Origin of the sequence: Streptomyces sp. NPDC050509 (assembly GCF_044457965.1) — a bacterium.
Lineage (GTDB): Bacteria > Actinomycetota > Actinomycetes > Streptomycetales > Streptomycetaceae > Streptomyces.
In genome coordinates this window covers 1,028,881-1,054,285 of sequence record NZ_JBITHL010000001.1, presented here as the reverse complement: position 1 = coordinate 1,054,285, position 25,405 = coordinate 1,028,881, and the positions used below count along the sequence as shown (strand labels likewise).

Genomic DNA, 25,405 nt, shown 5'->3' with positions numbered 1-25,405 from the left:
CGCTACAGCAGCGCCTGCGGCCGGTAGACCGTCAGCGCCTCGATCGCCTTGTCCAGCGTCAACTCCCTCGGCGCCTCGGCCACTTCACCGTCGTACGCGAGCCGGGTGCCCGGCGCGATGTTCTTGATCCGGACCCGGCGCATCCGTACCGCCGCGTGGACGGGCGAGCGGCTCAGTGGGCCGGCCAGCGCGGCGGCGAGCAGCCGCGCGCCCGGCGCCCGGCCGCCGTGCACGATGCGCAGGTCCAGCAGGCCGTCGGCCAGGTTCTGCCGGTGGCCCGGGGTGGGGCCCATCTGCTGGTAGATCCCGTTGCCCGCGAACAGCAGCCACAGCGACCGCCGCCTGCCCTCGAACTCCGCGTCGATCTGGTGCTCGCCCCGCAGCACCCGCGCCGCCGCCAGCACCCCGGCGGGCCAGCCGCCGATCCGGGGCGCCCACTGCTCGCGCACCCGCACCAGCTCCGGGTAGACGCCCAGGCTGAAGGTGTTGACGAAGTGGCCGGGCTCGCCGCCCCCGGGGCCCGGGGTGAACCGCCCCAGGTCTATCCGTACGGCGTCCCCGGCCGTCAGCGCCCGGCAGGTGTCGTGGACGCTCTCGATGCCCAGGTCGTACGCGAAGTGGTTGAGCGTGCCGCCGGGGAAGACCGCCAGCGGCAGCGTGTGGCGTACGGCGACGGACGCGGCGCGGTTTATGGTTCCGTCGCCGCCGAGGACGCCCAGCGCACGGCAGTCGCCCGCCGCCTTCTCCAGCTCCGTGTCCACCTCCTCCGGCGCGCAGACCACGACCCGCGCGAACGGCAGCGCGTCGCGCACCAGCTCCGCCGAGTCCGAGGATCCCGAGGCCCGGTTGACGACGACGGTCAGCCCCTGGCCGCCGGGCAGCGCGGGCGCCTGGGTGTGCGGCCGTCCCGGGGCGGGCAGTTGGGAACGCGTCGGCACCATCCCCCGTACCGCGAAGGCCGCCCCCACGCCCAGCGCCGCGCCCACCAGAACATCGCTCGGATAGTGCACGCCGGTGTAGACCCGGGACAGCGCCACGGCGGCGGCCACGGGCGCGACCGCGGCGCCCCATCCCTTCGACTCCAGCGCGACCCCCGTCGCGAACGCCGCCGCCGAGGCCGCGTGGCCCGACGGGAAGGACGAGGTGAACGGCTGCCGCTTGAGCCGCCGTATCACCGGCACGACATCGAGCAGCGGACGCTGCCTGCGCACCGCGCGCTTGCCCACCGTGTTGATGGTGGCCGACGCGACAGCCAGCGATGCCACACCCCGCAGCGCCGCCCGGCGCGAGCGCGCGCTGCCGCCCAGCACGGCCATCCCCGCCGCCGCCCCGAACCAGAGCAGCCCGTGGTTCGCGCCGCGGCTCAGCCGGGGCAGTACGGGGTCCGCGCCCGGCCAGTGCCGGCCGGCGACCGCCCGGAAGGCCCGGTCGTCCCAGGATTCGAGCAGCGCGGCGATCCGGGCGCGGCTGAGGGCGGAGGCGGCGGGGGCAGCGGTGTTCGGCATGGCACGCGGGTACCCCCGTGAGGAGGGATCAAGCGGACCGGCCGGTACGGCGGACGCCCCCGGCGAGCGGGACGGGCCGGGCGGAGGCATGAAGGACGGGCCGGACAGCGGGTCGGAGGACGGGCCGGACGGCGGGGTGGCGGAACCCGAGAAGCGCACAGGGACAAACCTCCGTATAAAGGGCTCAAGATAACCGGCTCACGGGACGGACCGGCCCACGGGCGGCCACGGAGGTGGCGCATATGCGGCGGACGGCTCCCGAGGGCCGTGGTCCCGTACGCTACGGCCCGCCCGCCCCCGAGGCGGGACTGCCCGCCCTGCCCGAACTGGTCGAGGCGTGCGCGGCGGCGGCCGGGCGCACCGAACCGGAGCCGCCCGGCGGCGGCGCGGTCCTCCGCGAGGCCGCCTGCGGCTACTGGTCCCGCAGGGGGCTGCCCGGCGGCCTCGACGACGTGGCCGCCGCCCCCGGCGCGCAGCCGCTGCTCCTCGCGCTGCTCGCCGCGTACGGCGGCGACGTGCTGATGCCCCGGCCCTGCCCCGCCTGGTGGACACCGCAGGCCCGGCTGCTGGGCCGGCCCGCCTACCACGTACCGGCCCCGGCCGACGCGGGCGGCGTGCCCGATCCGTACGCCCTGCTGGAGACCGTCCGGCGGGTCCGGGCGGAAGGCGGCGATCCGCGCGTGCTGCTGCTCTCCCTCGCCGACGACCCCACCGCCACCGTCGCCCCGCCCGAACCGGTCCGCGCCGCGTGCGAGGCGGCGGTCGGCGAAGGGCTGCACATCATCAGCGACGAGACCTGGCGCGACACCCTGCACCGGCCCCACGAGACGGTGCTGCTCAGCCCGGCCGGGATGTGGCCCGACGAGGTCACCGTCGTCTGCGACGCGGTGGGCTCGCTCCTCCCGGCCGCCTGGCCCCTGGCCGTCGCCCGCTACCCCGCCACCCCGGCCGGGGCCGCCCTGCGCGCCAGGACCCTCGACATCCTCACCGCGCTCGGCGCCTTCGTGGCCGGTCCCGTCGCCGCTGCCGCCGCCCACGCGCTGGACGAGCCTGCGACGGTCACGGCGCGGGCGCGGGACGCCGCCACGCTGTACGGGCGGATCGCCGAGGCCGCCCACCACGCGGTGCTCGTCTCCGGCGCCCTCGCCCGCACACCACGGGCGGGCCGCCACCTCTACGCCGACCTCGGGCCGCTGCGCCCGCGGCTGGCCGCGCTCGGCGTCACCGACTCCCTGGAACTGGAGAACCATCTCGGCGCGCGCCTGGGGACCCACACCCCGGGCGGCCACCGGTTCGGGGAGGAACTGGGCGCCCTGCGCGTCCGGCTGCCGACCGGCCCGCTGCTCGGGGCGACCCCGGAGCAGGGGCTGGAGACCCTCGGCGCGGCGGCGCCCCTGGAACTGCCGCACGTGGCGCGCGCGCTCGCCGGCTTCGCGGCGGCCTTCGACGAACTGCGCTGACCCCACCGCTCCTACGGCCGCCCGCCCTCCGGTCCTGGGTGCGGCTCGGGTGCCGGCCGGACCTCGGTACCCGCGAGCCGGCCGGATTCCGGCCCGCCCGTCCCGCCCGTCCCGCCCGCCTCGTCCGTACGCCGCCGTCGCAGCCTGCGCCAGAGCGCCGGGACACCGCTGACCAGCACCGTCAACAGCACCGCCGCGAGCACGCCCTCCCACGGCTCGGCGAACAGCGAGCCGCCCGCCACCCCGATGAGCTGGTACGTCGCGGCCCACGCCAGACACGCCGGCCAGTCGCCCCGGGCGAACCGGCGCAGCGGCCACTCCCCGAGCAGGCAGGCCAGCATCACCGGAATCCGCCCGGCGGGCACCAGCCGGGACAGCACCAGCACCGTCACCCCGTGCTCCCGCAGCTTGCGCTGCGCCTGTTCGAGCCGGTCCGGCGGGGCGTTCCTGCGCAGCGCCGCCAGCCAGCGTGAACCGTTCTTCGAGCCGACCCCGCGCCGCCCGAGCCAGTACAGGGCGACATCGCCGAGGAAGGCCGCGCAGGACGCCACGAGGAAGAGGCAGCCCATCGAGAGCGCCGTGAGCGCCGGGCGAGGCGAACTCGTGTGGAGCGCCACCACCGCCGCCGTGCTCACCACCGCGCCCGTCGGCACCACCGGCACCAGCGCGCCGAGCGCCACCAGCAGGAAGACCGACGGATACCCCACGGCCTGCTGTGTCGACTCGGGGGGCAGCACCGCGAACTGGGCCAGGAGCCGGTCGATCACCGTACGACCTCCGGTCGCGCGCTCTCGCCGTGCCGCAGCAGATGGACGGCCACCTCCGGAGCGAGCCGCGCCGCCTTCCGTACGAACTCGCCGCCCGGCGCGTAGAACTCGTGCGGTCTGACCCCGTCGAACCCGATCGGCCAGTACGTGCCGTAGTGCACCGGCACCGCCGCGCTCGGCGCCAGCCGCGCCAGCGCCTGGGCCGCGCGCCCCGCGTCGAGGTGCTCGGGCCCGAGGTGCGGCCCCCAGCCGCCGACCGGCAGCAGCGCCACGTCCACCGGCCCCACGGTCTCGGCCATGGAGTCGAAGAGCCCCGTGTCGCCCGCGAAGTACGTCCGCGACTCGCCGGTGATCACATAGCCGAGCGCGGGGGAGCGGTGCGGTCCGACCGGCAGCCTGCGCCCGTCGTGGTGCGCGGGCACCGCCCGTACCCGTACCGGACCGATCTCCACCTCGTCGCCCGCGTCCACCTCCGTGATCCGCAGCCCCGCCGGATTGCGGCGCGCGTCGAGCCGCCGGAGCCCCGGCACCGCACGCACCGCGCCGCGCGGCACGATCAGCCGGGTGCCGGGCGCGAGCCTGGCCAGCGACCGCAGATGGAGATGGTCGGAGTGCAGATGCGAGACGAGCACCGCGTCGGCGACCCCCGCCTCGGGCGGCGGTACGGGCCCCAGGCGCCGGCGCAGATGCGCGAGCCGGCGCACGAACACCGGGTCCGTCAGGATCCGTACACCGGAATCCTCGACCGTGCAGGTGGCATGGCCCCACCAGGTGATGACAGTTCCCGACCCGACCGTTCCCAACCCGACCTCAGCTCCATCCGCCCGGCGCGCGCGGGGGCGCGGGGTCTCCCGCTCCCCACCCGGGGTTGCTCCTCGCCCTCAGCGTACGGCCGCCACCCGTCCGGGCGGACGGGGTGCGCCCGGACGCGCGCCTCCGACCGCCCCGTGCGCGCCTGCCTCACGAAGGCGTGCGCGGGTTAGGGTCTGCGGAACGAAGGCGGGCCCCGGGGGACGGGCCCGAGGGTGCGCGGGGGAGCGGGGGAGCGGCATGGGCGAGGTACGCGTGACGGCGATCGCCAGCCTGACGCCGCTGGAGGAACTGGACCACGACCCCTTCCTGGTGGACACCCACGGCCAGCACCTGATGTGCGCGCGCTGGGCCGCCGACAAGGGCTACACCGTCACCCGCCAGCTCTACTTCTACCGGCTGCGCCCCGACCACTGCAGCCTGTGGACCGATGTCGACGAGGGGCTGGTCGATCTCTTCGTCGCCGCCAACGACCGGGTCCTCGACCGGGCGTTCACCTCCGTACCCGCCTTCGCCGCCGAGTGCGAGCGCCGGGGCGTACGGCTGGAGACGGCCGGCCTGGACGAGCCGTGCTACGACGCCGAGCGGAAGGCGGAGGTCCACCGCAGGCTCTCGATACCGGCGAGGGCGCGCTCCACACCGCTGTGATCCCGCAGGGAGGACCGCGGGGTCCGCGCGGCGCTGTGCGAGGCTGGGGGCCGAGCCCGTGAGCCGTACGGGCCCGGACGCGAGGTGACGGCGGAGTGTTCAAGGGGCGATGGCGTACGACGGGCAGAGCCCTGCTGCGGGTGATCATCGTATGGGCGGTGTCCACGGTGACGATGCTGGCGCTCGCCGGCATCCTGCCCGACTTCGAGCTCCAGTCCCCGGACGGGGACAGCCCCACCAGGATCGCGGTCACCGCGGCCTGGGGAGCGGGCGCCTTCGGTCTGCTCGGCGCGCTGGTCTGGCCCGTGCTCGTCCGGGCGCTGCTGCTGGTCCCCGCCCTCGTCCTCGGCCTGCTGGTGTTCTTCCTCAACGGCTCGCTGCTGCTGATCGCGCTACGGCTCATCCCCGACGGGCGGGGCGCCGCCGACCCGCAGACCGCGGTGGTGGTCGCCGCCGTGATGTCCGCCGTCGCCTCCGCGACCGCCACCGCCCTCGCCGTCGGTGACGACGAGGCGTACCGGCACCGCCTCTCGCGCCTCGCCGACCGCCGACGGCGCAGACGAGGTCGCGACGGCGACGACGGCCGCCGGGGCGACGTGCCCGGCACGGTCTTCCTCCAGCTCGACGGGGTGGGCCACCAGGTGCTGCTGGACGCGGTCGCCGCGGGGGAGGTGCCGCACATCGCGAGCTGGCTGGCCCCAGGGGAGCGCCCCACCCACCGGCTGACGCCCTGGCGCACCGACTGGTCCAGCCAGACCGGGGCCAGCCAGCTCGGCATCCTGCACGGCTCCAACCACGACGTCCCCGCCTTCCGCTGGTACGAGAAGGACACCGGCCGGGTCATGGTCAGCAACCGGCCCGCGAGCGCCGCCGAACTCCAGCGCCGGGCCATCGAGCGCACCGGCGACGGCGGGCTGCTCACCCTCGACGGCGCCAGCCGCGGCAACCTCTTCAGCGGCGGCGCCGACCAGCTCGCCCTGGTGCTCTCCATCGCGGCCCGGCGGGCCCGCGCCAACCGCTCCCGGGCCGGCTACTTCGCGTACTTCTCCGACCCGGCCAACGCCGTCCGTACGGTCGTCTCGTTCGTGGCCGACGTCTGCCGCGAGATCGGCCAGTCCACCCGGGCGCGGCTGCGCGGCGACCGGCCGCGGGTGGGCCGCGGCGGGCTCTACCCGTTCATCCGGGCCTTCGCGACCGTCGTCGAGCGGGACGTCGTGGTCGCGGCGGTGCTCGGCGACATGCTGGCGGGCCGGACCGCCGTCTACGCGGACCTGGTCGCCTACGACGAGGTCGCGCACCACTCGGGGCCGCACAGCCGGGACGCCGTGCGGGTCCTCGCCCGGCTCGACCGGTCGGTGGGGCTGATCGCCAGGGTGGCCGAGCACGCCCCCCGTACGTACCGGATCGTGCTCCTCTCCGACCACGGCCAGAGCCCCGGCGAGACCTTCGAGGGGGCGTACGGGCTCACGCTCAAGGACCTCGTGCGGGCCGGGTGCGGGCTGCCCGTCTCCCGCAGGGCCGGGCGGTCCAGGAGCGGCGCGGAGGCGCGCGATGCCGCGCGCCACGCCGTCCTCGGCGCGCTGCACCGGCCGGAGCGCACCGACGACGACGGGGCGGAGCCCCCCGCGAGCTCCTCCGAGCCGGTCGTGCTCGCCTCGGGGAACCTCGGTCTGATCTCCTTCCCGGACGTACCGGGCCGGATGAGCCGCGAGGAGATCGACCGGCGCCACCCCGCGCTGCTGCGGACCCTCGCCAGCCATCCGGGCATCGGATTCCTGCTGGTACGGAGCGAGGAGCACGGCTCCGTGGTGCTGGGCCACGGCGGCGTGGAGGTCCCCATCGACGCGCTGGACGACGACGGGCCGCTGGCGGGCATGGGCCCCGGCGCGGCCGACGCGGTGCGCCGTACCGATGGTTTCCCGCATGTCGCGGACATCATGGTCAACTCGATGTACGACCCGGGGACGGGCCGGGTGCACGCCTTCGAGGAGCAGATCGGCTCGCACGGCGGGCTCGGCGGCGAACAGGCGCGGCCCTTCCTGCTGTCGCCGCTGGTGCTCAGCGCGCCGGTGCCCGACCGCGGTGAACTCGTCGGCGCGGAGCGGGTGCACGCCGTGCTCCGGCGGTGGCTGCGCGAGGGCGGCGGGCCGCAGGTGCCGCTCGGGGCGGCGACGGATGCGGCGGAGGCGGCGAAAGTGACGGAGGCGGCGGAGGTGACGGAGGCCGCGGAAGCGACGGACGCGGCGGAGGCGGCGGCGTCCCTCGCGGGTTCCGGGACCGGAGCCGGCGCCGGCCCCGAGGCGAATGCGCTGTCTGCCGGAGCACGCACGACCGAGAACGAGCGGGACCCGGCGTAGCGCGCGTACCCCGTGCGAGCGGTTTCCGCCGGTAGCAGGACCGGGCCGGGCCGCGCATGGGCAGGGGTGGCATGTCCCAGGAGGTCATGCCCATGCGCTGTGCCCCGCCTCTCGCCCCCCGCGCCGCGGCCGCGCACGCCGCAGCCGTGCGCCGGGCCGTGGTGGTGGCGCTGCTGGTGCTGATCGCCTTCCTGGGGAGCTCCGCCGCCTCCTGCTCCGCGACCGCGCGGGCCGCCGACCCCCTGCCGCCCGCCTCCGGCACACCGGAACCGGGCGGCGAAGGGCGGGGCGAAGGACAGCAGGACACCGCCGAGACCGATCAGCACACCGACCCCGCCAGGACGGAGCGTCCGGCGAGGGCCCGGATGGAGCCGCCGGACCTGCTGGTGCCGGACGCCATGAGGCCGTCCCCGGACCCGGGCCGCGGGATCCCCGCGGGAGCTCCGCGGGTGGCGGGCCCGACGCGCTGTGCGGTGCTGCGCTGCTGACAGGACGGGCACCCGCGCGTCCCCGGGAACTCTCCCGCCTGTCCAGCAGCACGTCACCCCCTTCACGTTAAGGACACAGCCATGCCCATCGACGCTTTCGCCGCGCTCAACGCCCTGATCCGCGCGGAGGCCGCGCGCGCCGAGACTCCGAAGCCCCGCCGCCGCTCCCCGAGCCCGAGTCCGTCCGACACCGCCCCCGAACTCGTCCCGGCCGCCGAACGGCCGTCCACGGACGGGGAACCCGGCGGGAGCGGTACGGCGGCGAGCTGATCGCCGCCGAACCTCCGGTCGTGCCCGCCCTGTACGCGGGTACGACCGGAGCGCGCCGCTCAGGCGCGGCCCCTGGACAGGCTCTCGCGCTCGATCAGCCGGGGGAGCGGGACCTGTACGGTCCGGGCCGCGCCGCCGTCGAGGAGCGCGGCCAGCTCGCGCGCCGCGATCCGGCCGAACGCGACCGAGTCGCGGGACAGTGCGGTCAGCCACGGCCGGACCAGCCGGCACAGCGCCGAGTCCTCCCAGGAGACGACCGAGACGTCGCCGGGCACCGCGAGCCCGAGCCCGGCCGTGACCGCCGCGCCGGCCGCCGCCATCACGTCGTTGTCGTAGATCAGGGCCGTCGGCGGGCGGTCCTCCTCCAGCACCCGGCGGGTCACCGCCGCGCCCTGCGTGTCGGAGTAGTCGGTGGTCAGCGAACGCACCTCGGGGAGGCCGTAGCGCTCCGCCTCGGCGCGCAGCGAGCGGATCCGCCGCTCGGTGTGGGCGAGCGAGGGCAGCCCCGCGATATGGACGATCCTGCGGTGCCCCAGTTCGTGCAGCCGGCCCACGACGGCGGTCATCGCGCCCGCGTCGTCCGCCCGTACCCGCGAGAGCGCCGGGTGGGTCCGCGTGTCGCCGTCCGGCAGTTCGCCGATGACGACGGCGGGCAGCCCCAGCTCGTCCAGGACTCCGGGACGGGGGTCGTCGGTCCTCGGGTCGACGACCAGGACACCGTCCACGCGGTGCTCGGCCCACCAGCGGCGGTAGACCGCGCACTCGGCGGACACGTCCTCCACCACCTGGAAGAGGAGGCCGAGTTGACGTTCTGACAGGATCTCCTGGATGCCGGAGATGAGTTGCAGGAAGAACGAGTCCACGCCGAGGGACGCCGCCGGGCGCGCCAGCACCAGGCCCACGGTGGCCGAGCCCTCGCCGGAGAGCGCGCGGGCGGCGGTGTTGGGGCGCCAGCCGAGCTGTTCCGCGACCCGGCGGACCCGGGCGCGGGTGACCTCCGAGACGCCGGGGCGGTCGTTGAGGGCGAAGGACACGGCGCTCTCCGAGACCCCGGCCCGCTGGGCGATGTCCTTCATCGTCGGGCGGCGCGCGGGGGTACGACGGACCGGCGGAGTCTCCACGTCCGGTGGCCGGGTGCCGGTGGCCGAGGGGGTGTCCGTGACCGGCCGGGGGTCCGCGGCAGCACGGGGATCCGCGGCGTCCCGGGGGTCCGCGGCGGCTCGGGCGTTACCGGCCGACGGCTGCTTCCCTGTCACCCCGGTGCCCCTTTTCCTGCCGTATCGGACGAGCCATCTGGACCCCGGACTAATGCGCTTGAGTCGCAGCATTCTAAAGCGCATTAGTCCTGCACTGCAACTAAGTCGTAATAACCGGTCTGAGCTGCGGCGAAACCAGCCGAAGCCGTGTTTGTGACGAGAATGTGTTGACTTTCACGCGCACGCATTGCAAGGTCTGCTGGGCATAAGGAGTCGGGGCGCCGAAGCTCCGGCTCGCCGACCGCACGTCCGGTCTGAGCAGAAGGAGCCGTTCACCGTGCGCATCTCCCGAAGAGCAGTCGCCCTCGCCGCTGTTCTCGCCACTGTCCTGCCTCTCAGTGCCTGTGGTGGAGGATCCGACGACGAGTCCTCCGACGCCTCGGGCGACATCAAGGGCAAGATCACCTTCCAGACCTGGAACCTCCAGGCCAATTTCAAGGACTACTTCAACGGAGTCATCAAGGACTTCGAGAAGGAGTACCCGGACACCGAGGTGAAGTGGATCGACCGGCCCGCCGAGGGCTACGCCGACAAGCTCAGCGCGGACGCCGCGGGCGGCACGCTCCCCGACGTCGTCAACATCTCCCCCGACCTGGTGACCCCGCTCGCCAAGGCCGGTCTCGCCCTTGACCTCGACAAGGACAAGACGGCCGCCGCCTTCGGCAAGGAGTACCTGCCGGACGCCTGGAAGAGCCACCAGATACCGGGCATGGAGGGTACGTACGGCTTCCCCTGGTACCTGAACACCGGCCCCACCTTCTACAACAAGCGCCTGTTCAGCGAGGCCGGGCTCGACCCCGAGAACCCCCCGACCACCTACGACCAGGTCTTCAAGGACGGGCTGAAGCTGGCCGAGCAGAGCAACGGCAAGATCGCCACGCTCGCCCAGGTGCCCACCATCGAGGACTTCGGCCGCTACGGCGTCCAGCTCATGAACAAGGAGGGCACCGGCTTCTCCTTCAACGACGCCAAGGGTGTCGAGCTGATCACCGAGTACAAGAAGCTCTTCGAGGCCAAGGCGCTCGACTCCCAGGCGCTGACCGCGACCCCCGAGTCCTCCGGCACCAAGTTCCTCACCGAGTCCGTGGCCATGAACCCGGGCAGCGCGCTGGACCTGGAGAACTTCAAGACGAAGGCCCCGAAGCTCTACAAGAACATCGGGATCACGGACCAGATCAGCAACACCGGCAAGGTCAACATGTACGTCATGGGCGTGATGGTCAACTCCAAGACCAAGCAGAAGCCCGCCGCCGTCGCCTTCGCGCACTTCGTGACCGACGCGACCCGCCAGATGTCCTTCGCCAAGCAGGTCGCCATCTTCCCGAGCACCAAGGGCTCCCTGGACGACCCGTACTTCACCAAGGAGGACGGCACCGACGAGACCCGCGTACGGATCGCCGCCGCCAAGTCCCTGAAGAAGGCCGAGAACTACACGCCCGTCCTGTTCAGCGAGCAGATGAAGACCGAGCTGCGCAACCAGGTCGCCAAGGCGCTCCAGGGCAAGCAGAGCCCTCAGGCCGCGCTCGACCAGGCCGTCGAGGCTTGTGACCGTCTGCTCAAGCAGAGCTGAGAGCTGAGCCCCGCACCATGAAAAGCTCCACCGCCCCCCGGGCACTTCCCCCGGACTCCGCCGCGGCGGGGCCCACGCTCCGGAGCCCCGGCTCCGGCGGCCGTGGGCCCCGCCGCGGGCCCGCGCGCGGGATCCGGCGCCAACTCTCCCTCAGTCCCTGGCTGTTCGCGGCCCCGGGACTGCTGGTCGTCGGCGCCTTCAGTCTCTATCCCTTCATCAGCACCCTCATCAACTCCTTCACCGACCGCCGGACCCTGATCTCCGGCAGCTTCGTGGGCCTGGACAACTTCCGGGAGCTGATCCACGACGAGATGTTCTGGATCGGGCTGCGCAACAGCACGCTGTACGTCGTCTGCGTCGTTCCGGCCCTGGTCCTGCTGCCGCTGCTGCTGGCGATGCTCGTCCAGCGGCAGATCCCCGGCATCACCTTCTTCCGCTCCGCCTTCTACACCCCGGTCGTCGCCTCGATCGTGGTGGTCGGCCTCATCTGGGTCTGGCTGCTCGACGACCGCGGACTGGTCAACTCGGTGCTGGAGGCCGTGGGTGTCGGCCGGGTCGGCTTCCTCAGCGACCAGTGGCTGCTGCTATTCAGCGCGATGGCCGTCACGGTCTGGAAGGGCCTCGGCTACTACATGATCATCTACCTGGCCGCACTGGCCAACGTGCCGCGCGAGCTGCACGAGGCCGCGGCCGTCGACGGCGCCGGGGCCGTACGCCGCTTCGTCACCGTCACCGTGCCCGCCGTACGCTCCACGATGGTCCTCGTCGCGGCGCTCTCCTCGGTCAGCGCCTTCAAGGTCTTCTCCGAGGTCTATCTGATGGCGGGCCCCAGCGGCGGCCCGGCGGGCGAGGACACCACCCTCGTCATGCTCGTCCAGCGCGTCGGCACCGGGCTGAGCGGCCGGGTCGGCTACGCCTCCGCGATCTCCGTGGTCGTCTTCGTCGTCACCGTCGGCCTGATGCTGCTGGTGCTCCGCGCCGACCGCAAGGAGGACGCGTGAGCATCCTGAAGACCACCGACGCCGAGGGCCGGCGCATCGCGCCCTGGCAGCTCGTGCTCCGCTACACCCTGCTGCTCGTCATGCTCGCCGTGATGATCGGGCCGTTCCTCTGGCAGCTCTCCACCTCGCTCAAGGGCCCGACGGAGGACATCTACAGCTACCCGCCGACCTTCCTCCCGGACGACGTGACCCTGCACAACTACACCCGGGTCGCCGAGATCATCCCGGTATGGGAGTACGCGTTCAACTCGCTCAAGGTCGCCCTCGCCAATGTGGTGACCAACTGCGTCGGCGCCGCCCTGGCCGGCTACGCGCTGGCCCGGCTGCGCTACCGGGGCCGTGCCGCCGCGACCCTGGCGTTCATCCTCGCCATGCTCGTCCCCGTCGAGGGCATCATCATCGCCCAGTTCACCACCATGCGGGACCTCGGCCTGAACAACACCCTCATCGGTGTGCTGCTGCCGGGATCCATCGGCGCGCTGAACGTCCTGCTGATGCGCAACGCGTTCCTCAACCTGCCGCCGGAGGTGGAGGAAGCCGCCTTCGTCGACGGCGCCAACGTCTGGCAGCGCTTCCTGCGCATCTCCCTGCCCGCCGTCAAGGGCACCCTCGCCGTCGTCGCGATCTTCGCGTTCATGGGCGCCTGGGACGACTTCCTCTGGCCGCTGATCGTCCTCAGCGACCCGGAGAACTTCACCCTGACCATCGGACTCAACTACCTCCACGGCACCTTCGCCCAGGACCCCCGGCTGGTCGCCGCGGGGACGATCATCGCCGTGGCCCCGCTCATCGTGCTCTTCGCCTGCCTCCAGCGCTACTTCTTCCGGGGCGTCGGCGAAGGCGCCGTCAAGGGCTGACCTCCCGTGCCGCACGCACCACCGCACGCACCGCACAGAAGCAGGACAACGTTGCCCCCCATGAGCACTCCCGCGCCGCGCTTCGGCGTCAACTACACGCCCAGCCAGGGCTGGTTCCACCACTGGCTGGACTTCGACCTGGACGACGTACGCGCGGACCTGGACTCGATCGCGGGGCTCGGCCTCGACCACATCCGGGTCTTCCCGCTCTGGCCGCTCTTCCAGCCCAACCGCACCCTGATCAGGCCCCGCGCCGTCGAGCAGCTCGTGCAGCTCGCCGACGCCGCCGCCGAACGCGGTCTGGACGTCAATGTCGACGGGCTCCAGGGCCATCTGTCGAGCTTCGACTTCCTGCCCGCCTGGACCCGGACCTGGCACCGGCGGAACCTGTTCACTGACAACGATGTCGTCTCCGGGCAGGCCGCGTACCTCCGTACGCTCGCCGCCGCTCTCGCGGACCGGCCGAACTTCATCGGCATGACCATCGGCAACGAGATCAACCAGTTCTCCGGGCCGCCGCACCCCGACCCGGACCCCGTCACCCCGGACCAGGCGGGGAGCTGGCTGCGCACGCTGCTCGCGGCGTGCGAGGAGGGCGCGCCCGGCAAGCTCCATCTGCACGCCGAGTACGACGCCGCCTGGTACCAGGACGGGCACGCCTTCACCCCCGCGCACGCCGCCACGATCGGCGCCGTCACCGCCGTGCACTCCTGGGTGTTCAACGGCACAGCACAGCGCCACGGCCGTACCGGCACCGCCACCGAGCACCACGCCGCGTACCTGATCGAGCTGTCCAAGGCGTGGGCGCTGGAGCCGCACCGGCCGGTCTGGCTCCAGGAGGTCGGCGCCCCCGCGCCGCTCATCCCCGCCGAGCACGCCGCCGCCTTCACCGACGCCACGGTGGCGGCGGCGCTGGACTGCGCCGACGTCTGGGGCATCACCTGGTGGTGCTCCCACGACGTCTCGCGCTCGCTGGCCGACTTCCCCGAACTGGAGTACGACCTCGGCCTGCTGACCAACGAACGGAAGGTCAAACCGGCCGGGGAATCCCTCGCCCGCACCGTCGCCGAGTGGCGCGAGCGCGCCTACGCGCCCGCGCCCCGTACGCTCGCGCTCGCCGTCGACACCGGGGACGACACGACCGCGCCCGACCGCGCCACCTGCGCCCCCGGCGGCGCGTTCTTCGAGGCGTTCGCCCGGCTGACCGAGGCGGGCGCCCGGCCCACCGCCGTCCTCGCGAGCCGGGCCGAGGACAGCGCCCATCTCGCGGCCCGCTCCATCACGGAGGTCGTCCACCCCGACGACATCCCCTGACCGGACCGGCGCCGGGCCGGTCAGGGCCGGGCCGATCAGGGCCGGTCCGATCAGGGCCGGTCCGATCAGGTCAGGCCCGGTCAGGTCCGGTCCCGGCCACGCGGCCACACTGGACACCCGCGTACGTACGGAACTCACGGCACTCACGGCACCCCACGCACCCACGCACCTCAGGAGTCCCCCTCATGCACGACGACCGCACCCTCGTCGAAGGCCGCCTCAAGCGCGTCCTCGACGAACGCGTCAGGCCCGCCGTCCACCCCGAGTCGATCCCGCTCGACATCGCCGTCTGGCACGCGCCGGGCGAGCCCGTCCCCGTCGAGGAGGGCATCGCCGGGCCCGTCGAGCCGGTCGCGGTCGGCGACCGCTGGGGCGCGCCCTGGGGCACGAGCTGGTTCCGGGTCTCCGGGACCGTCCCCGAGAAGTGGGCGGGCCGCACCGTCGAGGCCGTCCTCGACCTCGGCTTCGACGAGAACATGCCCGGATTCCAGTGCGAGGGCCTGGTCTACCGCCCCGACGGCACCCCCGTGAAGGGCCTCAACCCGCGCAACCAGTGGGTACGGATCGGCGCGCCCGTGGCCGGCGGCGAAGAGGTGCTGCTGCACGTCGAGGCCGCGTCCAACCCGGTGATCCTCGACTACCACCCCTTCCTGCCGACGCGGCTCGGCGACAAGGAGACCGCGGGCAGCGAACCGCAGTACACCCTCGCCCGGATGGACCTCGCCGTCTTCGACGAGACCGTCTGGCACCTCGTCCAGGACCTGGAGGTGCTCGGCGAGCTGATGGCCGAGCTGCCCGTGGAGGGCGCCCGCCGCTGGGACATCCTGCGCGCCATCAGCCGCGCGCTCGACGCCATCGACCTCCAGGACGTGAACGGCACGGCCGCCGCCGCCCGCGAACTCCTCGCCGGTGTGCTCACCACCCCGGCGCCGGCCACCTCCCACAGGATCAGCGCGGTCGGCCACGCCCACATCGACTCCGCCTGGCTGTGGCCGCTGCGCGAGACGGTCCGCAAGGTCGCCCGTACGACGGCCAACATGACCGCGCTGCTGGAGGACGAGCCCGAGTTCATCTTCGCGATGTCCCAGGCCCAGCAGTTCGCCTGGATCAAGGAACACCGCCCCGAGGTCTACGCCAAGGTCAAGAAGGCCGTCGCGGAGGGCCGGTTCGTGCCGGCCGGCGGCATGTGGGTCGAGTCCGACACCAACATGCCCGGCTCCGAGGCGATGGCCCGGCAGTTCGTGCACGGCAAGCGCTTCTTCCTCGACGAGTTCGGCATCGAGAACGACGAGGCGTGGCTCCCCGACACCTTCGGCTTCGCCGCCGGGCTGCCGCAGATCATCAAGGCCGCCGGGTCCAAGTGGCTGCTCACCCAGAAGATCTCCTGGTCCACGATCAACAAGTTCCCGCACCACACCTTCCGCTGGGAGGGCATCGACGGCACCCGGATCTTCACCCACTTCCCGCCCGTCGACACGTACAACTGCTCCATGACGGGCGAGCAGATCGCCCACGCCGCGAAGAACTTCAAGGAGAAGGGCGCCGCCCGCCACTCCCTCGCGCCCACCGGCTGGGGCGACGGAGGCGGCGGCACCACCCGCGAGATGATCGCCAAGGCGGCCAGGCTGCGCAGCCTCGAAGGCTCGGCGACGGTCGAGTGGGAGACCCCGGAGGCGTTCTTCACCAAGGCCGAGGCCGAGTACCCGAACCCGCCCGTCTGGGTCGGCGAGCTCTACCTGGAGCTGCACCGCGCCACGCTCACCAGCCAGGCCAAGACCAAGCAGGGCAACCGGCGCAGCGAGCACCTGCTGCGGGAGGCCGAGCTCTGGGCCGCCACCGCCGCGGTGAGGACCGGCGCCGCCTACCCGTACGAGCGGCTCGACCGGGTCTGGAAGACCGTGCTGCTCCACCAGTTCCACGACATCCTGCCCGGCTCGTCCATCGCCTGGGTCCACCGCGAGGCGGAGAAGACCTACGCGAAGGTCGCCGCGGAGCTGACCGAAGTCATCGACACCGCGCAGCGCGCCCTCGCCGGTGACCCGTCCGGCGGGACACCCCTGGTCTTCAACGCGGCGCCGCACACCCGCGGCGGGGTCGCCGCGGGCGCGGCGGGACCGGCCGGCGGCGGCGCGGGCGCGCAGCTCACGGCGCGCGACGGCGGCGGGTACGTGCTCAGCAACGGCCTGCTGGAGGTCGAGATCGACGGCCGCGGCCTGGTCGTCTCGGCGTACGACATCAGCGCCGAGCGGGAGACGATCGCCCCGGGCGAGGCCGCCAACCTCCTCCAGATCCACCCCGACTTCCCCAACCAGTGGGACGCGTGGGACGTCGACGAGTTCTACCGGAACACCGTCACCGATCTGACGGACGTCGACGAACTCACCGCGATCGACACGAACGGAGCGGCGGACGGTGCGACGGGCGGCGCCGGTGCCGGCGCCGTCGGTGTGCGCGTCGTGCGCTCCTTCGGCGCGTCGAAGGTCACCCAGCTCCTCACCCTCGCGCCCGGCACCAAGCGGCTCGACATCGACACCGAGGTCGACTGGCACGAGACCGAGAAGTTCCTCAAGGCCGCCTTCCCGCTGGACATCCACGCGGAGCGGTACGCCTCGGAGACCCAGTTCGGTCATGTGTACCGGGCCACCCACACCAACACGAGCTGGGAGGCCGCCAAGTTCGAGGCCTGCAACCACCGCTTCGTCCACCTGGAGGAGCCGGGCTGGGGCGTCGCGCTGGTCAACGACTCGACATACGGACACGACGTGACCCGTACGGTCCGCCCGTCCGACGCCGGGACGACCACCACCGTCCGGGTCTCCCTGCTGCGCGCACCGCGCTTCCCCGACCCGGAGACCGACCAGGGCATCCACCGCTTCCGGCACGCGCTGGCCCCGGGCGCGGCCATCGGTGACGCCGTACGGGAGGGCTACCGCGTCAACCTGCCGGAGCGCCGCCTCACCGGATCGGGAGAGGTCGCCCCGCTGGTCACCGTCGACAACGACGCGGTCGTCGTCAGCGCGGTCAAGCTGGCCGACGACGCGAGCGGCGACCTCGTCGTACGTCTCTACGAGGCGACCGGCGGCCGGGCCAGGGCACGCGTCGGCCTGGGCTTCGACGCCACCGGCCTCGCCGTCACCGACCTGCTGGAGCGCCCGCTGACCGACCCGGCCGGCGGCGCGGGCGGACCGGAGCTGACGGACGGCGCGGTCCTGCTGTCGCTGCGTCCCTTCGAACTGGTCACGCTGCGGCTGACCCGAGGCTGACCCGTGTGACGGCTGACCCGTGTGACGACGAGCGGCCCCGCGGACCCCTGCCCGGGGTCCGCGGGGCCGCTCGTACCGCCTCGGCGTTCATGGTTCATACGCGACGTTCCGGGCCCGCGCCGCCCAGTGCCTGGGCGGACACCAGGTCGAGGAAAGTCCGCTCGTTGCCCGCGAGCCCGGCCGCCGTGAGCGCCGCGTCCGCCTCCGCCATCGGGGCCGCGAGCAGCGGCGCGGCCTGGGACGCCCGCACGGGGTCGTCCAGGACCGCGCGTACGGCCGCCAGCAGCCGCAGATAGGCGCGGGCCGCGGAGCGCTCGTCCGAGGCGCCGGGGGTACGGGACGTGATGGTGGCCATCGTGGCTTCCTCCCCATGAATCCGTGGATCCGCGAATCCCCGAACTCCGGGAATCCGCCGGACCCTCAAGTCTGATCCATGGGTCTGACAACGGGGCTCGCCCGCTCCGCGCCTACTCCTCGACGAGCATCCCCGCGCGCAGCCGCGTGATGATCCGGTTGAGCAGTCGCGACACGTGCATCTGTGACACGCCCAGCTCGGTGCCGATCTGCGACTGCGTCATCTCCTGGCCGAACCGCATCGTCACGATGGAGCGTTCCCGCTCGTCGAGCTGCTCCAGCAGCGGTGCCAGCGCGTGCAGGTTCTCGACCTTCTCCATCGCCGGGTCTGCCTCGCCCAGCACATCGGCGAAGGTCCGCCCGCCACCGGTCGTGCCGTCCTCGTTCGTGGGCATGTCCAGCGAACCGGCGGTGTAGCCGTTGGTCGCGACCAGACCCTCGATGACCTCTTCCTCCGTGAGGCCGAGCAGTTCGGAGAGCTCCTTGACGGTCGGGTCCCGGTCCAGGACCGTCGCCAGGTGCTCCTTGGCCTTGGCCAGCTCGACGCGCAGCTCCTGAAGGCGGCGCGGAACATGGACGGCCCAGCTCGTGTCGCGGAAGAAGCGCTTGATCTCACCCACGATGTAAGGCACCGCGAAGGAGGTGAACTCGACCTCGCGGGAGAGATCGAACCGGTCGATCGCCTTGATCAGACCGATCGTGCCGACCTGGAGGATGTCCTCCATGTCGCCCGCGCCCCGGTTACGGAAGCGCCCCGCGGCGAACCGCACCAGCGACTGGTTCATCTCGATCAGCGTGTTGCGGGCGTACTGGTATTCGGCCGTGCCCTCCTCCAGGACACCGAGCTGGTCGAAGAAGAGCTTCGACAGCGCCCGCGCGTCCCTCGGGGCGACCTGGGCAGGGTCCTCGATACGCGGCAGCTCACCGGCTCCCGCGGGTGCCACCGCTCCGGCCGCCAGGACGCCCGACATCTGCTCCGCCTCGACAGCACTCACAGTTCTGGTCGTCATGACACTCACCCTCCAACGCAGCGGACCGTACAAGTTCGGCTTGTGCCCCGGCTTCCTGCTCTCATTCCTCTTTCTGTCAAGAGTTTTTGAAACGCCTTCGGAAACAGGCCCGCCCGGTCACCGGGGCCCGCCGCTCCCGTCCCGTGCGGTGAGCGAGGCCAGGTACGCGACCGTCCCCGGGTCCGCCGGGACGAACGTCTCGATGGCCAGCTCGGCGACGGTCACGTCCATCGGTGTGTTGAACGTGGAGATGGACGAGACGAAGGACAGGATCCGCCCGTCGTGCTCGATCAGCATCGGCAGCGCGAAGAGCGGTACGGCCTTCACGGCCTCCGCCGCCACGGCCCCCGGCTCCTCGCGCGGCTCCGGCGGCGGATACGCCGCCACCTCCTCGTACAGCTCCCGCAGCGCCGGGGAGCGGTGCAGCGCGAGCTGACGGCCCATCTGGTCCAGGAGATGCCCGCGCCACTCGGGCAGATTACGGATCCGGGCGGCGAGCCCCTCCGGGTGGAGGGTGAGCCGCATGGCGTTCAGCGGCGGCGTGAGCAGCTTCTCCGGCACCGCCTCCAGCAGCATCGCGATGCCCCGGTTCGCGGCCACCACCGTGTACGTACCGTCCACGACCAGCGCCGGGTACGGCTCGTACCCCCGCAGCAGCCGCGTCAGCGCCTCGCGCAGCGTGTCCATGGCCGGGTCGTCCAGCGCTGTCTCCGTGAAGCGGGGCGCGTAGCCGGCCGCCAGCAGCAGGGCGTTGCGCTCCCGCACGGGGACGCGGAGGTGCTCGGCGAGCCGCAGCACCATCTCCTCGCTCGGACGGGCGCGGCCCGTCTCGACGAAGCTGATGTGGCGGGCGGAGGAGTCGGCGCGCAGCGCCAGTTCGAGCTGGCTGAGCCGCCGCCGGGTGCGCCAGCCGCGCAGCAGCGGGCCGACCGCGGGACCAGGAGAGGAAGAGGCCGTCGTACCGTCTGCTGTCATCGCGCGCGCCGCCATACGAGGACCGTAGTACACGCCGTATCCTCGGCCGCGTCGCCCGACCGTTCCCTCTCTCCCTTTCGCCCCCTTCCCCTCACCTTCCCCTTCGCCGAGGAGCCCCGGCCATGGCCACCGAGCCGCTGTCGCAGGACGAGACCGAGAACCGGCTGCGGGAGCTGCCCGGCTGGACCCTGGAGGACGGGCGCCTCACCCGCACGTACCGGCTGCCCTCGCACCGCGCCGCCGCCGCGCTGGTCGTCCATGTCGCGGCGGTCCAGGACGAGCTGAACCACCACTCCGACCTGACCCTGGGCTACAACACCGTCGCCCTCGCCGTGCACACGCACGACGCGGGCGGCGCCGTCACCGCCAAGGACTTCGCGCTCGCGCACCGCGTGGAGGAGCTGGCCCCGGCGCACGGCGCCCGCTGAGGGAGCGGGCACCTACGCCGTGGTCCGTCGGGATCGAGGGCCGCGCGGGTCAGTTGACCTCCGCCGGGTGGCCGCCGAGGCGCTTGCCCTCGTCCAGCGCCGCGAACGCCGCCAGGTCGTCGGCGTCCAGCTCGAAGCCGAACACGTCGATGTTCTCCTGGATCCGGGACGGGGTCACGGACTTGGGGATCACCACGTTCCCGAGCTGGAGGTGCCAGCGCAGCACGACCTGGGCCGGGGTCCGCTCGTGCTTGCGCGCGATCGCCAGCACCGTCGGGACGTCCAGCAGCCCCTTGCCCTGGCCCAGCGGCGACCACGCCTCGGTGGCGATGGACCGCTCGGCGTGGAAGGCGCGCGACTCGGCCTGCTGGAGCTGCGGGTGCAGCTCGATCTGGTTGACCGCCGGGACCACGGAGGTCTCGCCGATCAGCCGCTCCAGGTGCTCGGGAAGGAAGTTCGAGACACCGATGGCCCGGGCGCGCCCGTCGGCGAGGATCTTCTCGAACGCCTTGTAGGTGTCGACGTACTTGTCGACGGCCGGGGTCGGCCAGTGGATCAGATACAGGTCGACGTAGTCGAGGCCGAGCTTGCCGAGGGACACGTCGAACGCGCGCAGCGTCGTGTCGTAGCCCTGCTCGCCGTTCCACAGCTTCGTGGTGACGAAGAGGTCCTCACGGGCGGTGCCCGCGGCGGCGAGGGCCTTGCCCGTGCCCTCCTCGTTGCCGTAGATGGCGGCGGTGTCGATGCTGCGGTAGCCGGCCTCCAGAGCGGTCGTCACGGCCTGCGTCGCCTCGTCGTCCGGCACCTGCCAGACGCCGAAGCCGAGCTGAGGCATCTCGATGCCGTTGTTGAGAGTGAGGGTGGGGACCTTGCTCACGGGCGGTCGATCCTAACGTCGTCGATGTGCTGCTCGGTTTTCCAACGATCTCAGGGCCCGACGGATTCCCGCCCACCGGGAACGACCGTCCCCTGAGAACAGGGTTTCAACGGTAGAGCGCCGCGACCTCGGCCGCATAGGCGGCCTCGATCGCCTTCCGCTTGAGCTTCAGCGACGGCGTCAGCAGCCCCTGCGCCTCGCTGAAGGGATACGCCAGGATCCGGAACGTACGGATCGACTCGGCCTGCGAGACCGCCGTGTTCGCGGCCACCACCGCACGCCGGATCTCCGACTCCAGATCGGGGTCCCGCACCAGCTCGGCCGCCTTGAGCGGCGGCTTGCGCCGGATGGCGAGCCAGTGGTCGACGGCCTCCTGGTCCACGGTCACCAGCGCCGCGATGTACGGCCGGTCGTTGCCGACCACGACGCACTGCGCGACCAGCGGATGCTCCCGCACCCGCTCCTCCAGCAACACCGGCGAGACGCTCTTGCCGCCGGAGGTGACCAGGATCTCCTTCTTCCGTCCGGTGATGGTCAGATAACCGTCCTCGTCCAGCGCCCCCAGGTCGCCGGTGGCCAGCCACCCTTCGTTGAGGACGCAGTCGGTGGACTTCGGGTCGTTGAGGTAGCCCGCGAAGATGTGGCCGCCGCGCAGCCACACCTCGCCGTCGTCCGCGATGTGCACGGAGGTGCCGGGGATGGGCTGCCCGACCGTCCCGTACCGGGTGCGCTCGGGCGGGTTGGCGGTGGCCGCCGCGCACGACTCCGTCAGCCCGTACCCCTCGTAGATCCGGACGCCCGCGCCCGCGAAGAACAGCCCGAGCCGCCGGTCCATCGCGGAACCGCCCGACATGGCGTGCCGGACGCGCCCGCCCATCGCCTCGCGTATCCGCCCGTACACCGCCCGGTCGAAGAACTGGTGCTGCATCCGCAGCCCCGCGGAGGGCCCGGGACCGAGGTCGAAGGCCCGCTGCTCCAGCGCCTCCGCGTACCGCACCGCCACCTCGACGGCCTTGTCGAAGGCGCCGGCCCTGTCCTCCGTCTCCGCCTTGCGCCGCGCCGCGTGGTAGACCTTCTCGAAGATGTACGGCACGGCCAGGATGAACGTCGGCCGGAACGCGGCCAGATCGGGCAGCAGCGCGCTCGCCTGGAGGACCGGCTGATGGCCGAGCTTGACCCGGCCGCGGACCGCCGCGATCTCGATCATCCGGCCGAAGACGTGCGAGAGCGGCAGGAAGAGCAGCGTCGACGCCTCGTCGTCCGACCTGGAGCGGAAGACCGGCTCCCAGCGGGCCAGCACGGTGTCCGCCTCGAACATGAAGTTCGCGTGGGTGACCAGACACCCCTTGGGGCGTCCCGTGGTGCCCGACGTGTAGATCACCGTGGCCACGGAGTCCGGGGTGACGGCCGTACGGTGCCGGTGCACCACCTCGTCGTCGATCGCCGCGCCCGCCGCGTACAGCTCCTGGACCGCGCCCGCGTCGAGCTGCCAGAGCCGCCCGAGCCGGGGCAGCCGGCCGATGACCGAACCGACGGTCATCGCGTGGTCCTCGTCCTCGACCACGCACGCCGAGACCCCGGAGTCGTGCATCATCCAGTAGATCTGCTCGGCGGAGGACGTCGGGTACAGCGGTACGGGCTGGGCGCCGACGGACCAGAGGGCGAAGTCGAAGAGCGTCCACTCGTAGCGGGTACGGGACATGATCGCGACCCGGTCCCCGAACCGCACGCCCTGCGCCAGCAGCCCCCTCGCCAGCGCGAGCACCTCGTCACGGAAGGCCGCGGCGGTCACGTCGTACCAGCGGCCCTCCGCGTCCTTGCGGCCGAGCGCGACCCGGTCGGGGTCGTCCAGGGCATGGTCGAACACGGCGTCCGCGAGCCCACCGACGTGGGGCGCGGCCGTCAGAGGGGGGACGGTGAACTCGCGCAATGACCTGGCTCCTTGTGGCGCTCCGCACAGCGCGGTGACGGTACCCCACGGCCCGAGCCGGGACCGTGCCCCGCCCGCAACCGGTACCACTCGGCATCACCGCAGGTCAGAGCCGGACAGCAGGAACGATTCGGCGGCCGGCGGCCCTGTTCCGACCCTGGAGTAAGCAGACAACGCGGGAATCTCCACCGAATCCGTACGCCGCGCTCACCGGCGCTCTACGGGGGCGCGACGGGGATGGTGGCAAGCCGGTTGCCGGCTGGGAGGACTTGGAGGCACGCGGGCGAGCGCGAGGACGTCGAGGACCGGGAGGACCGGCGTCGGCGAGGGGCGACGAACCCTGCCCCCGTCGACGGGGGAACGTGGGCGAAGGAGCAGGCCGCGCTGAAGCTGCTGTACGGATAGCGGCCAAGCGCGGCCTCCTGCCGGTGAACCCCGTACAGCTGGCCTCTCCGTCGGCGGGGGCAGGGCAGGGCCGGACCCCATCACGGTCCCCGATAATTGACGGTTACCGCGTTGCGGTGGCCAGTGCCGCGCGGATGGCGTCCTCGCCGACCGGCCGGCCCTTCTCGTTCGAGTACGGCCCATAGGGTGTTCCCCAGACCGGCGTACCCGTCGCCTGCCGCCAACTGTCGGCCAGCGTTCCCGCATCCACCACGCTGTAGCCGATGGAGTCGATGAATTCGGTCACCGCCGCCCTCGCCGGTGCGGAGTCCCCGGCGATCGGCAGGTAGGAGCGGTCGGCCGCCCCTGCCGGGCGGGCGAGTGACAGCAGGTGCTTGAAGAAGATGTTGTTGAACGCCTTTACGAGCAGGGCGTCCGGGACGTACCGCAGAAGCAGTTCGCTCGAGGTGAGGGACTTGCTGTCGAGCTCGGGGATGTTCCCGTCACGCTCGGGGCCGTAGTTGCAGGTGTCGATGACCGTCTTCCCGGCCAGTGGCGCGGCGGGCACGTGGGGGAAGGCGCTGACCGGCACCGTGACCACGACGATGTCACCGGCCGCCGCGGCCTCTTCGCTCGTCGCCGCGGACGCCCGCGGCCCCAGTTCCTCGGCCGCGTCCACGAGCGTTGCGGGACCGCGCGAGTTGCTGAGCACCACCTGGTGCCCCGCCCCGACAGCGAGTCGCGCGAGGGTCCTGCCGATGCTTCCGCTTCCGATGAATCCCACTGTTGTCATAATCTCAACGTCCTTCAGAAGAGCCGAACTTGCCGGTTGCCGGGCCTCGTTACGATCCGGGTTCCCGCCGTCAGCCGGCGGGGAAATAATGGCCGTTGTCCAGATCGGCGAGCAGGCCGGGCCGGGCGGGTTCCCAGCCGAGGGTCCGGCGGGTGATGAGGTTGGACGCCGGGTAGCTCTGCGTGACGATATTCGTGAGGAACCCGAAGTACCCCGGCGTCATCAGGGCATCGTCGGGAACGCTCACGGCGGGCAGGCCCAGGCGGCTGGCGATGGCCTCGGCGATGTCGCGGAACATGATGCCCCCGTCCTCGACCGCGTGCCAGTATTGGCCGGCCGGCCCCTTCTCCAGCGCCAGGCGGAACAAGGTGGCGGCATCGCGGATGTGCACGGCGTTCCACAGGTTCGAGCCGTCGCCGTGGTAGCCGACGAACCCCTTTTCCTTCGCGAGCGCGATCAGCGTGGGGAGGAAGCCGGCACGATCGGTCGTGCTGTGGGCGATGTTGGCGATCCGCACGACCGAAGACCGCACGCCCTGCTCGGCGAGGTCGACAACGGCCCTTTCCACGACGTTGCGGACCCGCAGGGTGCCCTTGTGCTCCTCGCCGGCGGGGAGGGCCGGGTCCTCCTCGGTGGCCGGCCGCTCCAGGTTCCCGGGCGAGCCTATGCTTCCCGCCGTGACCAGCGGCTTTCCGGTTCCCGCGAGTGCCTCGCCGTACGCGAGCATGATCGGGAGCTCCGCAGCGGCCACCGCGTCCATCCCGCCGGAGGGCAGCAGATCCTGCCTGTGGGCGACGTGGATGACGCCGTCGGAGCCCGAGGCCGCCTCCTTGAGCCCGTCGAGATCCTGAAGGTCGCCGCGACGCACCTTCGCGCCGAGCGCGGACAGGGCCGCCGCGGAAGCGTCCGACCGGGCCAGGCCGGTGACCTCGTGCCCGGCGGCGATGAGTTCGGGGATGATGTACGAACCGGAATGGCCGGTCCCCCCAGTGACGAATACACGCATCTGAACTGTCCTTGTGAGGGTAGGTGCAGGGTCTTTCCGTGCCGTAAGCGAACTGGCGTAATGCGGCACGAGAGGTATTGGT

General features: G+C 72.5%; 22 protein-coding genes. 11 read left to right on the top strand and 11 right to left on the bottom strand.

Annotated features, from left to right (window positions below):
- Positions 1–2: 2 nt before the first annotated feature.
- Complete coding sequence (locus ACIBJC_RS04115) at positions 3–1,505, bottom strand: bifunctional phosphatase PAP2/diacylglycerol kinase family protein (protein ID WP_399287423.1); 1,503 nt, start codon at positions 1,503–1,505, stop codon at positions 3–5.
- Between the two features lie 242 nt (positions 1,506–1,747).
- Between ACIBJC_RS04115 and ACIBJC_RS04110 the strand changes: the two genes are divergently transcribed.
- Positions 1,748–2,965, top strand: a complete 1,218-nt coding sequence (locus ACIBJC_RS04110) for a pyridoxal phosphate-dependent aminotransferase (RefSeq protein WP_399287420.1) — start codon at positions 1,748–1,750, stop codon at positions 2,963–2,965.
- Positions 2,966–2,976: 11 nt separating this feature from the next.
- Here the strand turns inward: ACIBJC_RS04110 and ACIBJC_RS04105 are convergent, their stop codons facing one another.
- Together ACIBJC_RS04105 and ACIBJC_RS04100 are read right to left on the bottom strand one after the other, a co-directional pair.
- On the bottom strand, positions 2,977–3,729 hold the full coding sequence (locus ACIBJC_RS04105) for a DedA family protein (protein ID WP_399288124.1): 753 nt from the start codon (positions 3,727–3,729) through the stop codon (positions 2,977–2,979).
- Complete coding sequence (locus tag ACIBJC_RS04100; protein WP_399287417.1) at positions 3,729–4,535, bottom strand: MBL fold metallo-hydrolase; 807 nt, start codon at positions 4,533–4,535, stop codon at positions 3,729–3,731. The genes ACIBJC_RS04105 and ACIBJC_RS04100 overlap by 1 nt, the downstream gene beginning before the upstream one ends.
- A gap of 247 nt (positions 4,536–4,782) precedes the next feature.
- Here ACIBJC_RS04100 and ACIBJC_RS04095 point away from each other — a divergent pair, with 247 nt between their 5' ends.
- From ACIBJC_RS04095 to ACIBJC_RS04080, 4 genes are all read left to right on the top strand, one after another.
- Entirely contained in the window at positions 4,783–5,190 is a 408-nt protein-coding gene (locus ACIBJC_RS04095) for a hypothetical protein (protein WP_399287414.1), read from the top strand.
- A 95-nt stretch (positions 5,191–5,285) separates the two neighbouring features.
- A complete protein-coding gene (locus ACIBJC_RS04090; protein ID WP_399287412.1) occupies positions 5,286–7,547 on the top strand; it encodes a phage holin family protein in 2,262 nt (753 codons plus the stop codon).
- A gap of 92 nt (positions 7,548–7,639) precedes the next feature.
- The gene (locus tag ACIBJC_RS04085) at positions 7,640–8,035 is read left to right on the top strand and encodes a hypothetical protein (protein WP_399287409.1); all 396 of its coding nucleotides are present in this window, start codon (positions 7,640–7,642) and stop codon (positions 8,033–8,035) included.
- An 81-nt stretch (positions 8,036–8,116) separates the two neighbouring features.
- Positions 8,117–8,305, top strand: a complete 189-nt coding sequence (locus tag ACIBJC_RS04080) for a hypothetical protein (RefSeq protein ID WP_399287406.1) — start codon at positions 8,117–8,119, stop codon at positions 8,303–8,305.
- Positions 8,306–8,364: 59 nt separating this feature from the next.
- On the opposite strand, the gene ACIBJC_RS04075 is transcribed toward ACIBJC_RS04080, so the two are convergent.
- Positions 8,365–9,381, bottom strand: coding sequence for a LacI family DNA-binding transcriptional regulator (locus tag ACIBJC_RS04075; protein WP_399288121.1), 1,017 nt, complete (start codon positions 9,379–9,381; stop codon positions 8,365–8,367).
- Between the two features lie 457 nt (positions 9,382–9,838).
- Here ACIBJC_RS04075 and ACIBJC_RS04070 point away from each other — a divergent pair, with 457 nt between their 5' ends.
- The 5 genes from ACIBJC_RS04070 (at position 9,839) to ACIBJC_RS04050 (ending at position 17,566) form a co-directional block, all read left to right on the top strand.
- Positions 9,839–11,131 carry an ABC transporter substrate-binding protein gene (locus ACIBJC_RS04070; protein WP_399287403.1) on the top strand — a complete coding sequence of 431 codons (1,293 nt, stop codon included), beginning with the start codon at positions 9,839–9,841 and terminating at the stop codon, positions 11,129–11,131.
- A gap of 17 nt (positions 11,132–11,148) precedes the next feature.
- Positions 11,149–12,132, top strand: a complete 984-nt coding sequence (locus ACIBJC_RS04065) for a carbohydrate ABC transporter permease (RefSeq protein WP_399287400.1) — start codon at positions 11,149–11,151, stop codon at positions 12,130–12,132.
- Entirely contained in the window at positions 12,129–12,989 is an 861-nt protein-coding gene (locus ACIBJC_RS04060; RefSeq protein WP_399287397.1) for a carbohydrate ABC transporter permease, read from the top strand. The genes ACIBJC_RS04065 and ACIBJC_RS04060 overlap by 4 nt, the downstream gene beginning before the upstream one ends.
- A 60-nt stretch (positions 12,990–13,049) precedes the next feature.
- Positions 13,050–14,303: a glycosyl hydrolase gene (locus ACIBJC_RS04055; protein ID WP_399287394.1), complete on the top strand. Its 1,254-nt coding sequence runs from the start codon at positions 13,050–13,052 to the stop codon at positions 14,301–14,303.
- Between the two features lie 185 nt (positions 14,304–14,488).
- Positions 14,489–17,566 carry an alpha-mannosidase gene (locus ACIBJC_RS04050; RefSeq protein ID WP_399287392.1) on the top strand — a complete coding sequence of 1,026 codons (3,078 nt, stop codon included), beginning with the start codon at positions 14,489–14,491 and terminating at the stop codon, positions 17,564–17,566.
- A gap of 94 nt (positions 17,567–17,660) precedes the next feature.
- Here the strand turns inward: ACIBJC_RS04050 and ACIBJC_RS04045 are convergent, their stop codons facing one another.
- The 3 genes from ACIBJC_RS04045 to ACIBJC_RS04035 form a co-directional block, all read right to left on the bottom strand.
- Complete coding sequence (locus ACIBJC_RS04045) at positions 17,661–17,921, bottom strand: hypothetical protein (protein WP_399287390.1); 261 nt, start codon at positions 17,919–17,921, stop codon at positions 17,661–17,663.
- Between the two features lie 112 nt (positions 17,922–18,033).
- A complete protein-coding gene (locus ACIBJC_RS04040) occupies positions 18,034–18,930 on the bottom strand; it encodes an RNA polymerase sigma factor SigF (RefSeq protein WP_399287387.1) in 897 nt (298 codons plus the stop codon).
- 117 nt (positions 18,931–19,047) lie between these two features.
- A complete protein-coding gene (locus ACIBJC_RS04035; protein WP_399288118.1) occupies positions 19,048–19,905 on the bottom strand; it encodes a helix-turn-helix domain-containing protein in 858 nt (285 codons plus the stop codon).
- A gap of 122 nt (positions 19,906–20,027) precedes the next feature.
- Here ACIBJC_RS04035 and ACIBJC_RS04030 point away from each other — a divergent pair, with 122 nt between their 5' ends.
- The gene (locus ACIBJC_RS04030; protein ID WP_399287384.1) at positions 20,028–20,333 is read left to right on the top strand and encodes a 4a-hydroxytetrahydrobiopterin dehydratase; all 306 of its coding nucleotides are present in this window, start codon (positions 20,028–20,030) and stop codon (positions 20,331–20,333) included.
- Between the two features lie 49 nt (positions 20,334–20,382).
- Here ACIBJC_RS04030 and ACIBJC_RS04025 read toward each other — a convergent pair whose 3' ends face one another.
- The 4 genes from ACIBJC_RS04025 to ACIBJC_RS04010 all read right to left on the bottom strand — a co-directional run bounded on the left by ACIBJC_RS04025 (position 20,383) and on the right by ACIBJC_RS04010 (position 25,323).
- Entirely contained in the window at positions 20,383–21,210 is an 828-nt protein-coding gene (locus ACIBJC_RS04025; RefSeq protein ID WP_399287382.1) for an aldo/keto reductase, read from the bottom strand.
- 106 nt (positions 21,211–21,316) lie between these two features.
- Entirely contained in the window at positions 21,317–23,140 is a 1,824-nt protein-coding gene (locus ACIBJC_RS04020; RefSeq protein ID WP_399287379.1) for an AMP-dependent synthetase/ligase, read from the bottom strand.
- A gap of 508 nt (positions 23,141–23,648) precedes the next feature.
- On the bottom strand, positions 23,649–24,308 hold the full coding sequence (locus tag ACIBJC_RS04015) for an NADPH-dependent F420 reductase (RefSeq protein ID WP_399288115.1): 660 nt from the start codon (positions 24,306–24,308) through the stop codon (positions 23,649–23,651).
- Positions 24,309–24,387: 79 nt separating this feature from the next.
- Positions 24,388–25,323 (bottom strand): SDR family oxidoreductase, encoded by a 936-nt coding sequence (locus ACIBJC_RS04010; protein WP_399288112.1) that lies wholly within the window; start codon positions 25,321–25,323, stop codon positions 24,388–24,390.
- Between the last annotated feature and the right edge of the window lie 82 nt (positions 25,324–25,405).

Bases quoted from the DNA above. Each gene is read 5' to 3' on its own strand.
- ACIBJC_RS04115 (WP_399287423.1), bottom strand. From the start codon at position 1,505: ATGCCGAACACCGCTGCCCCCGCCGCCTCCGCCCTCAGCCGCGCCCGG.
- ACIBJC_RS04110 (WP_399287420.1), top strand. From the start codon at position 1,748: ATGCGGCGGACGGCTCCCGAGGGCCGTGGTCCCGTACGCTACGGCCCG.
- ACIBJC_RS04095 (WP_399287414.1), top strand. From the start codon at position 4,783: ATGGGCGAGGTACGCGTGACGGCGATCGCCAGCCTGACGCCGCTGGAG.
- ACIBJC_RS04085 (WP_399287409.1), top strand. From the start codon at position 7,640: ATGCGCTGTGCCCCGCCTCTCGCCCCCCGCGCCGCGGCCGCGCACGCC.
- ACIBJC_RS04080 (WP_399287406.1), top strand. From the start codon at position 8,117: ATGCCCATCGACGCTTTCGCCGCGCTCAACGCCCTGATCCGCGCGGAG.
- ACIBJC_RS04075 (WP_399288121.1), bottom strand. From the start codon at position 9,381: ATGAAGGACATCGCCCAGCGGGCCGGGGTCTCGGAGAGCGCCGTGTCC.
- ACIBJC_RS04065 (WP_399287400.1), top strand. From the start codon at position 11,149: ATGAAAAGCTCCACCGCCCCCCGGGCACTTCCCCCGGACTCCGCCGCG.
- ACIBJC_RS04055 (WP_399287394.1), top strand. From the start codon at position 13,050: ATGAGCACTCCCGCGCCGCGCTTCGGCGTCAACTACACGCCCAGCCAG.
- ACIBJC_RS04050 (WP_399287392.1), top strand. From the start codon at position 14,489: ATGCACGACGACCGCACCCTCGTCGAAGGCCGCCTCAAGCGCGTCCTC.
- ACIBJC_RS04045 (WP_399287390.1), bottom strand. From the start codon at position 17,921: ATGGCCACCATCACGTCCCGTACCCCCGGCGCCTCGGACGAGCGCTCC.
- ACIBJC_RS04040 (WP_399287387.1), bottom strand. From the start codon at position 18,930: ATGACGACCAGAACTGTGAGTGCTGTCGAGGCGGAGCAGATGTCGGGC.
- ACIBJC_RS04035 (WP_399288118.1), bottom strand. From the start codon at position 19,905: ATGACAGCAGACGGTACGACGGCCTCTTCCTCTCCTGGTCCCGCGGTC.
- ACIBJC_RS04030 (WP_399287384.1), top strand. From the start codon at position 20,028: ATGGCCACCGAGCCGCTGTCGCAGGACGAGACCGAGAACCGGCTGCGG.
- ACIBJC_RS04010 (WP_399288112.1), bottom strand. From the start codon at position 25,323: ATGCGTGTATTCGTCACTGGGGGGACCGGCCATTCCGGTTCGTACATC.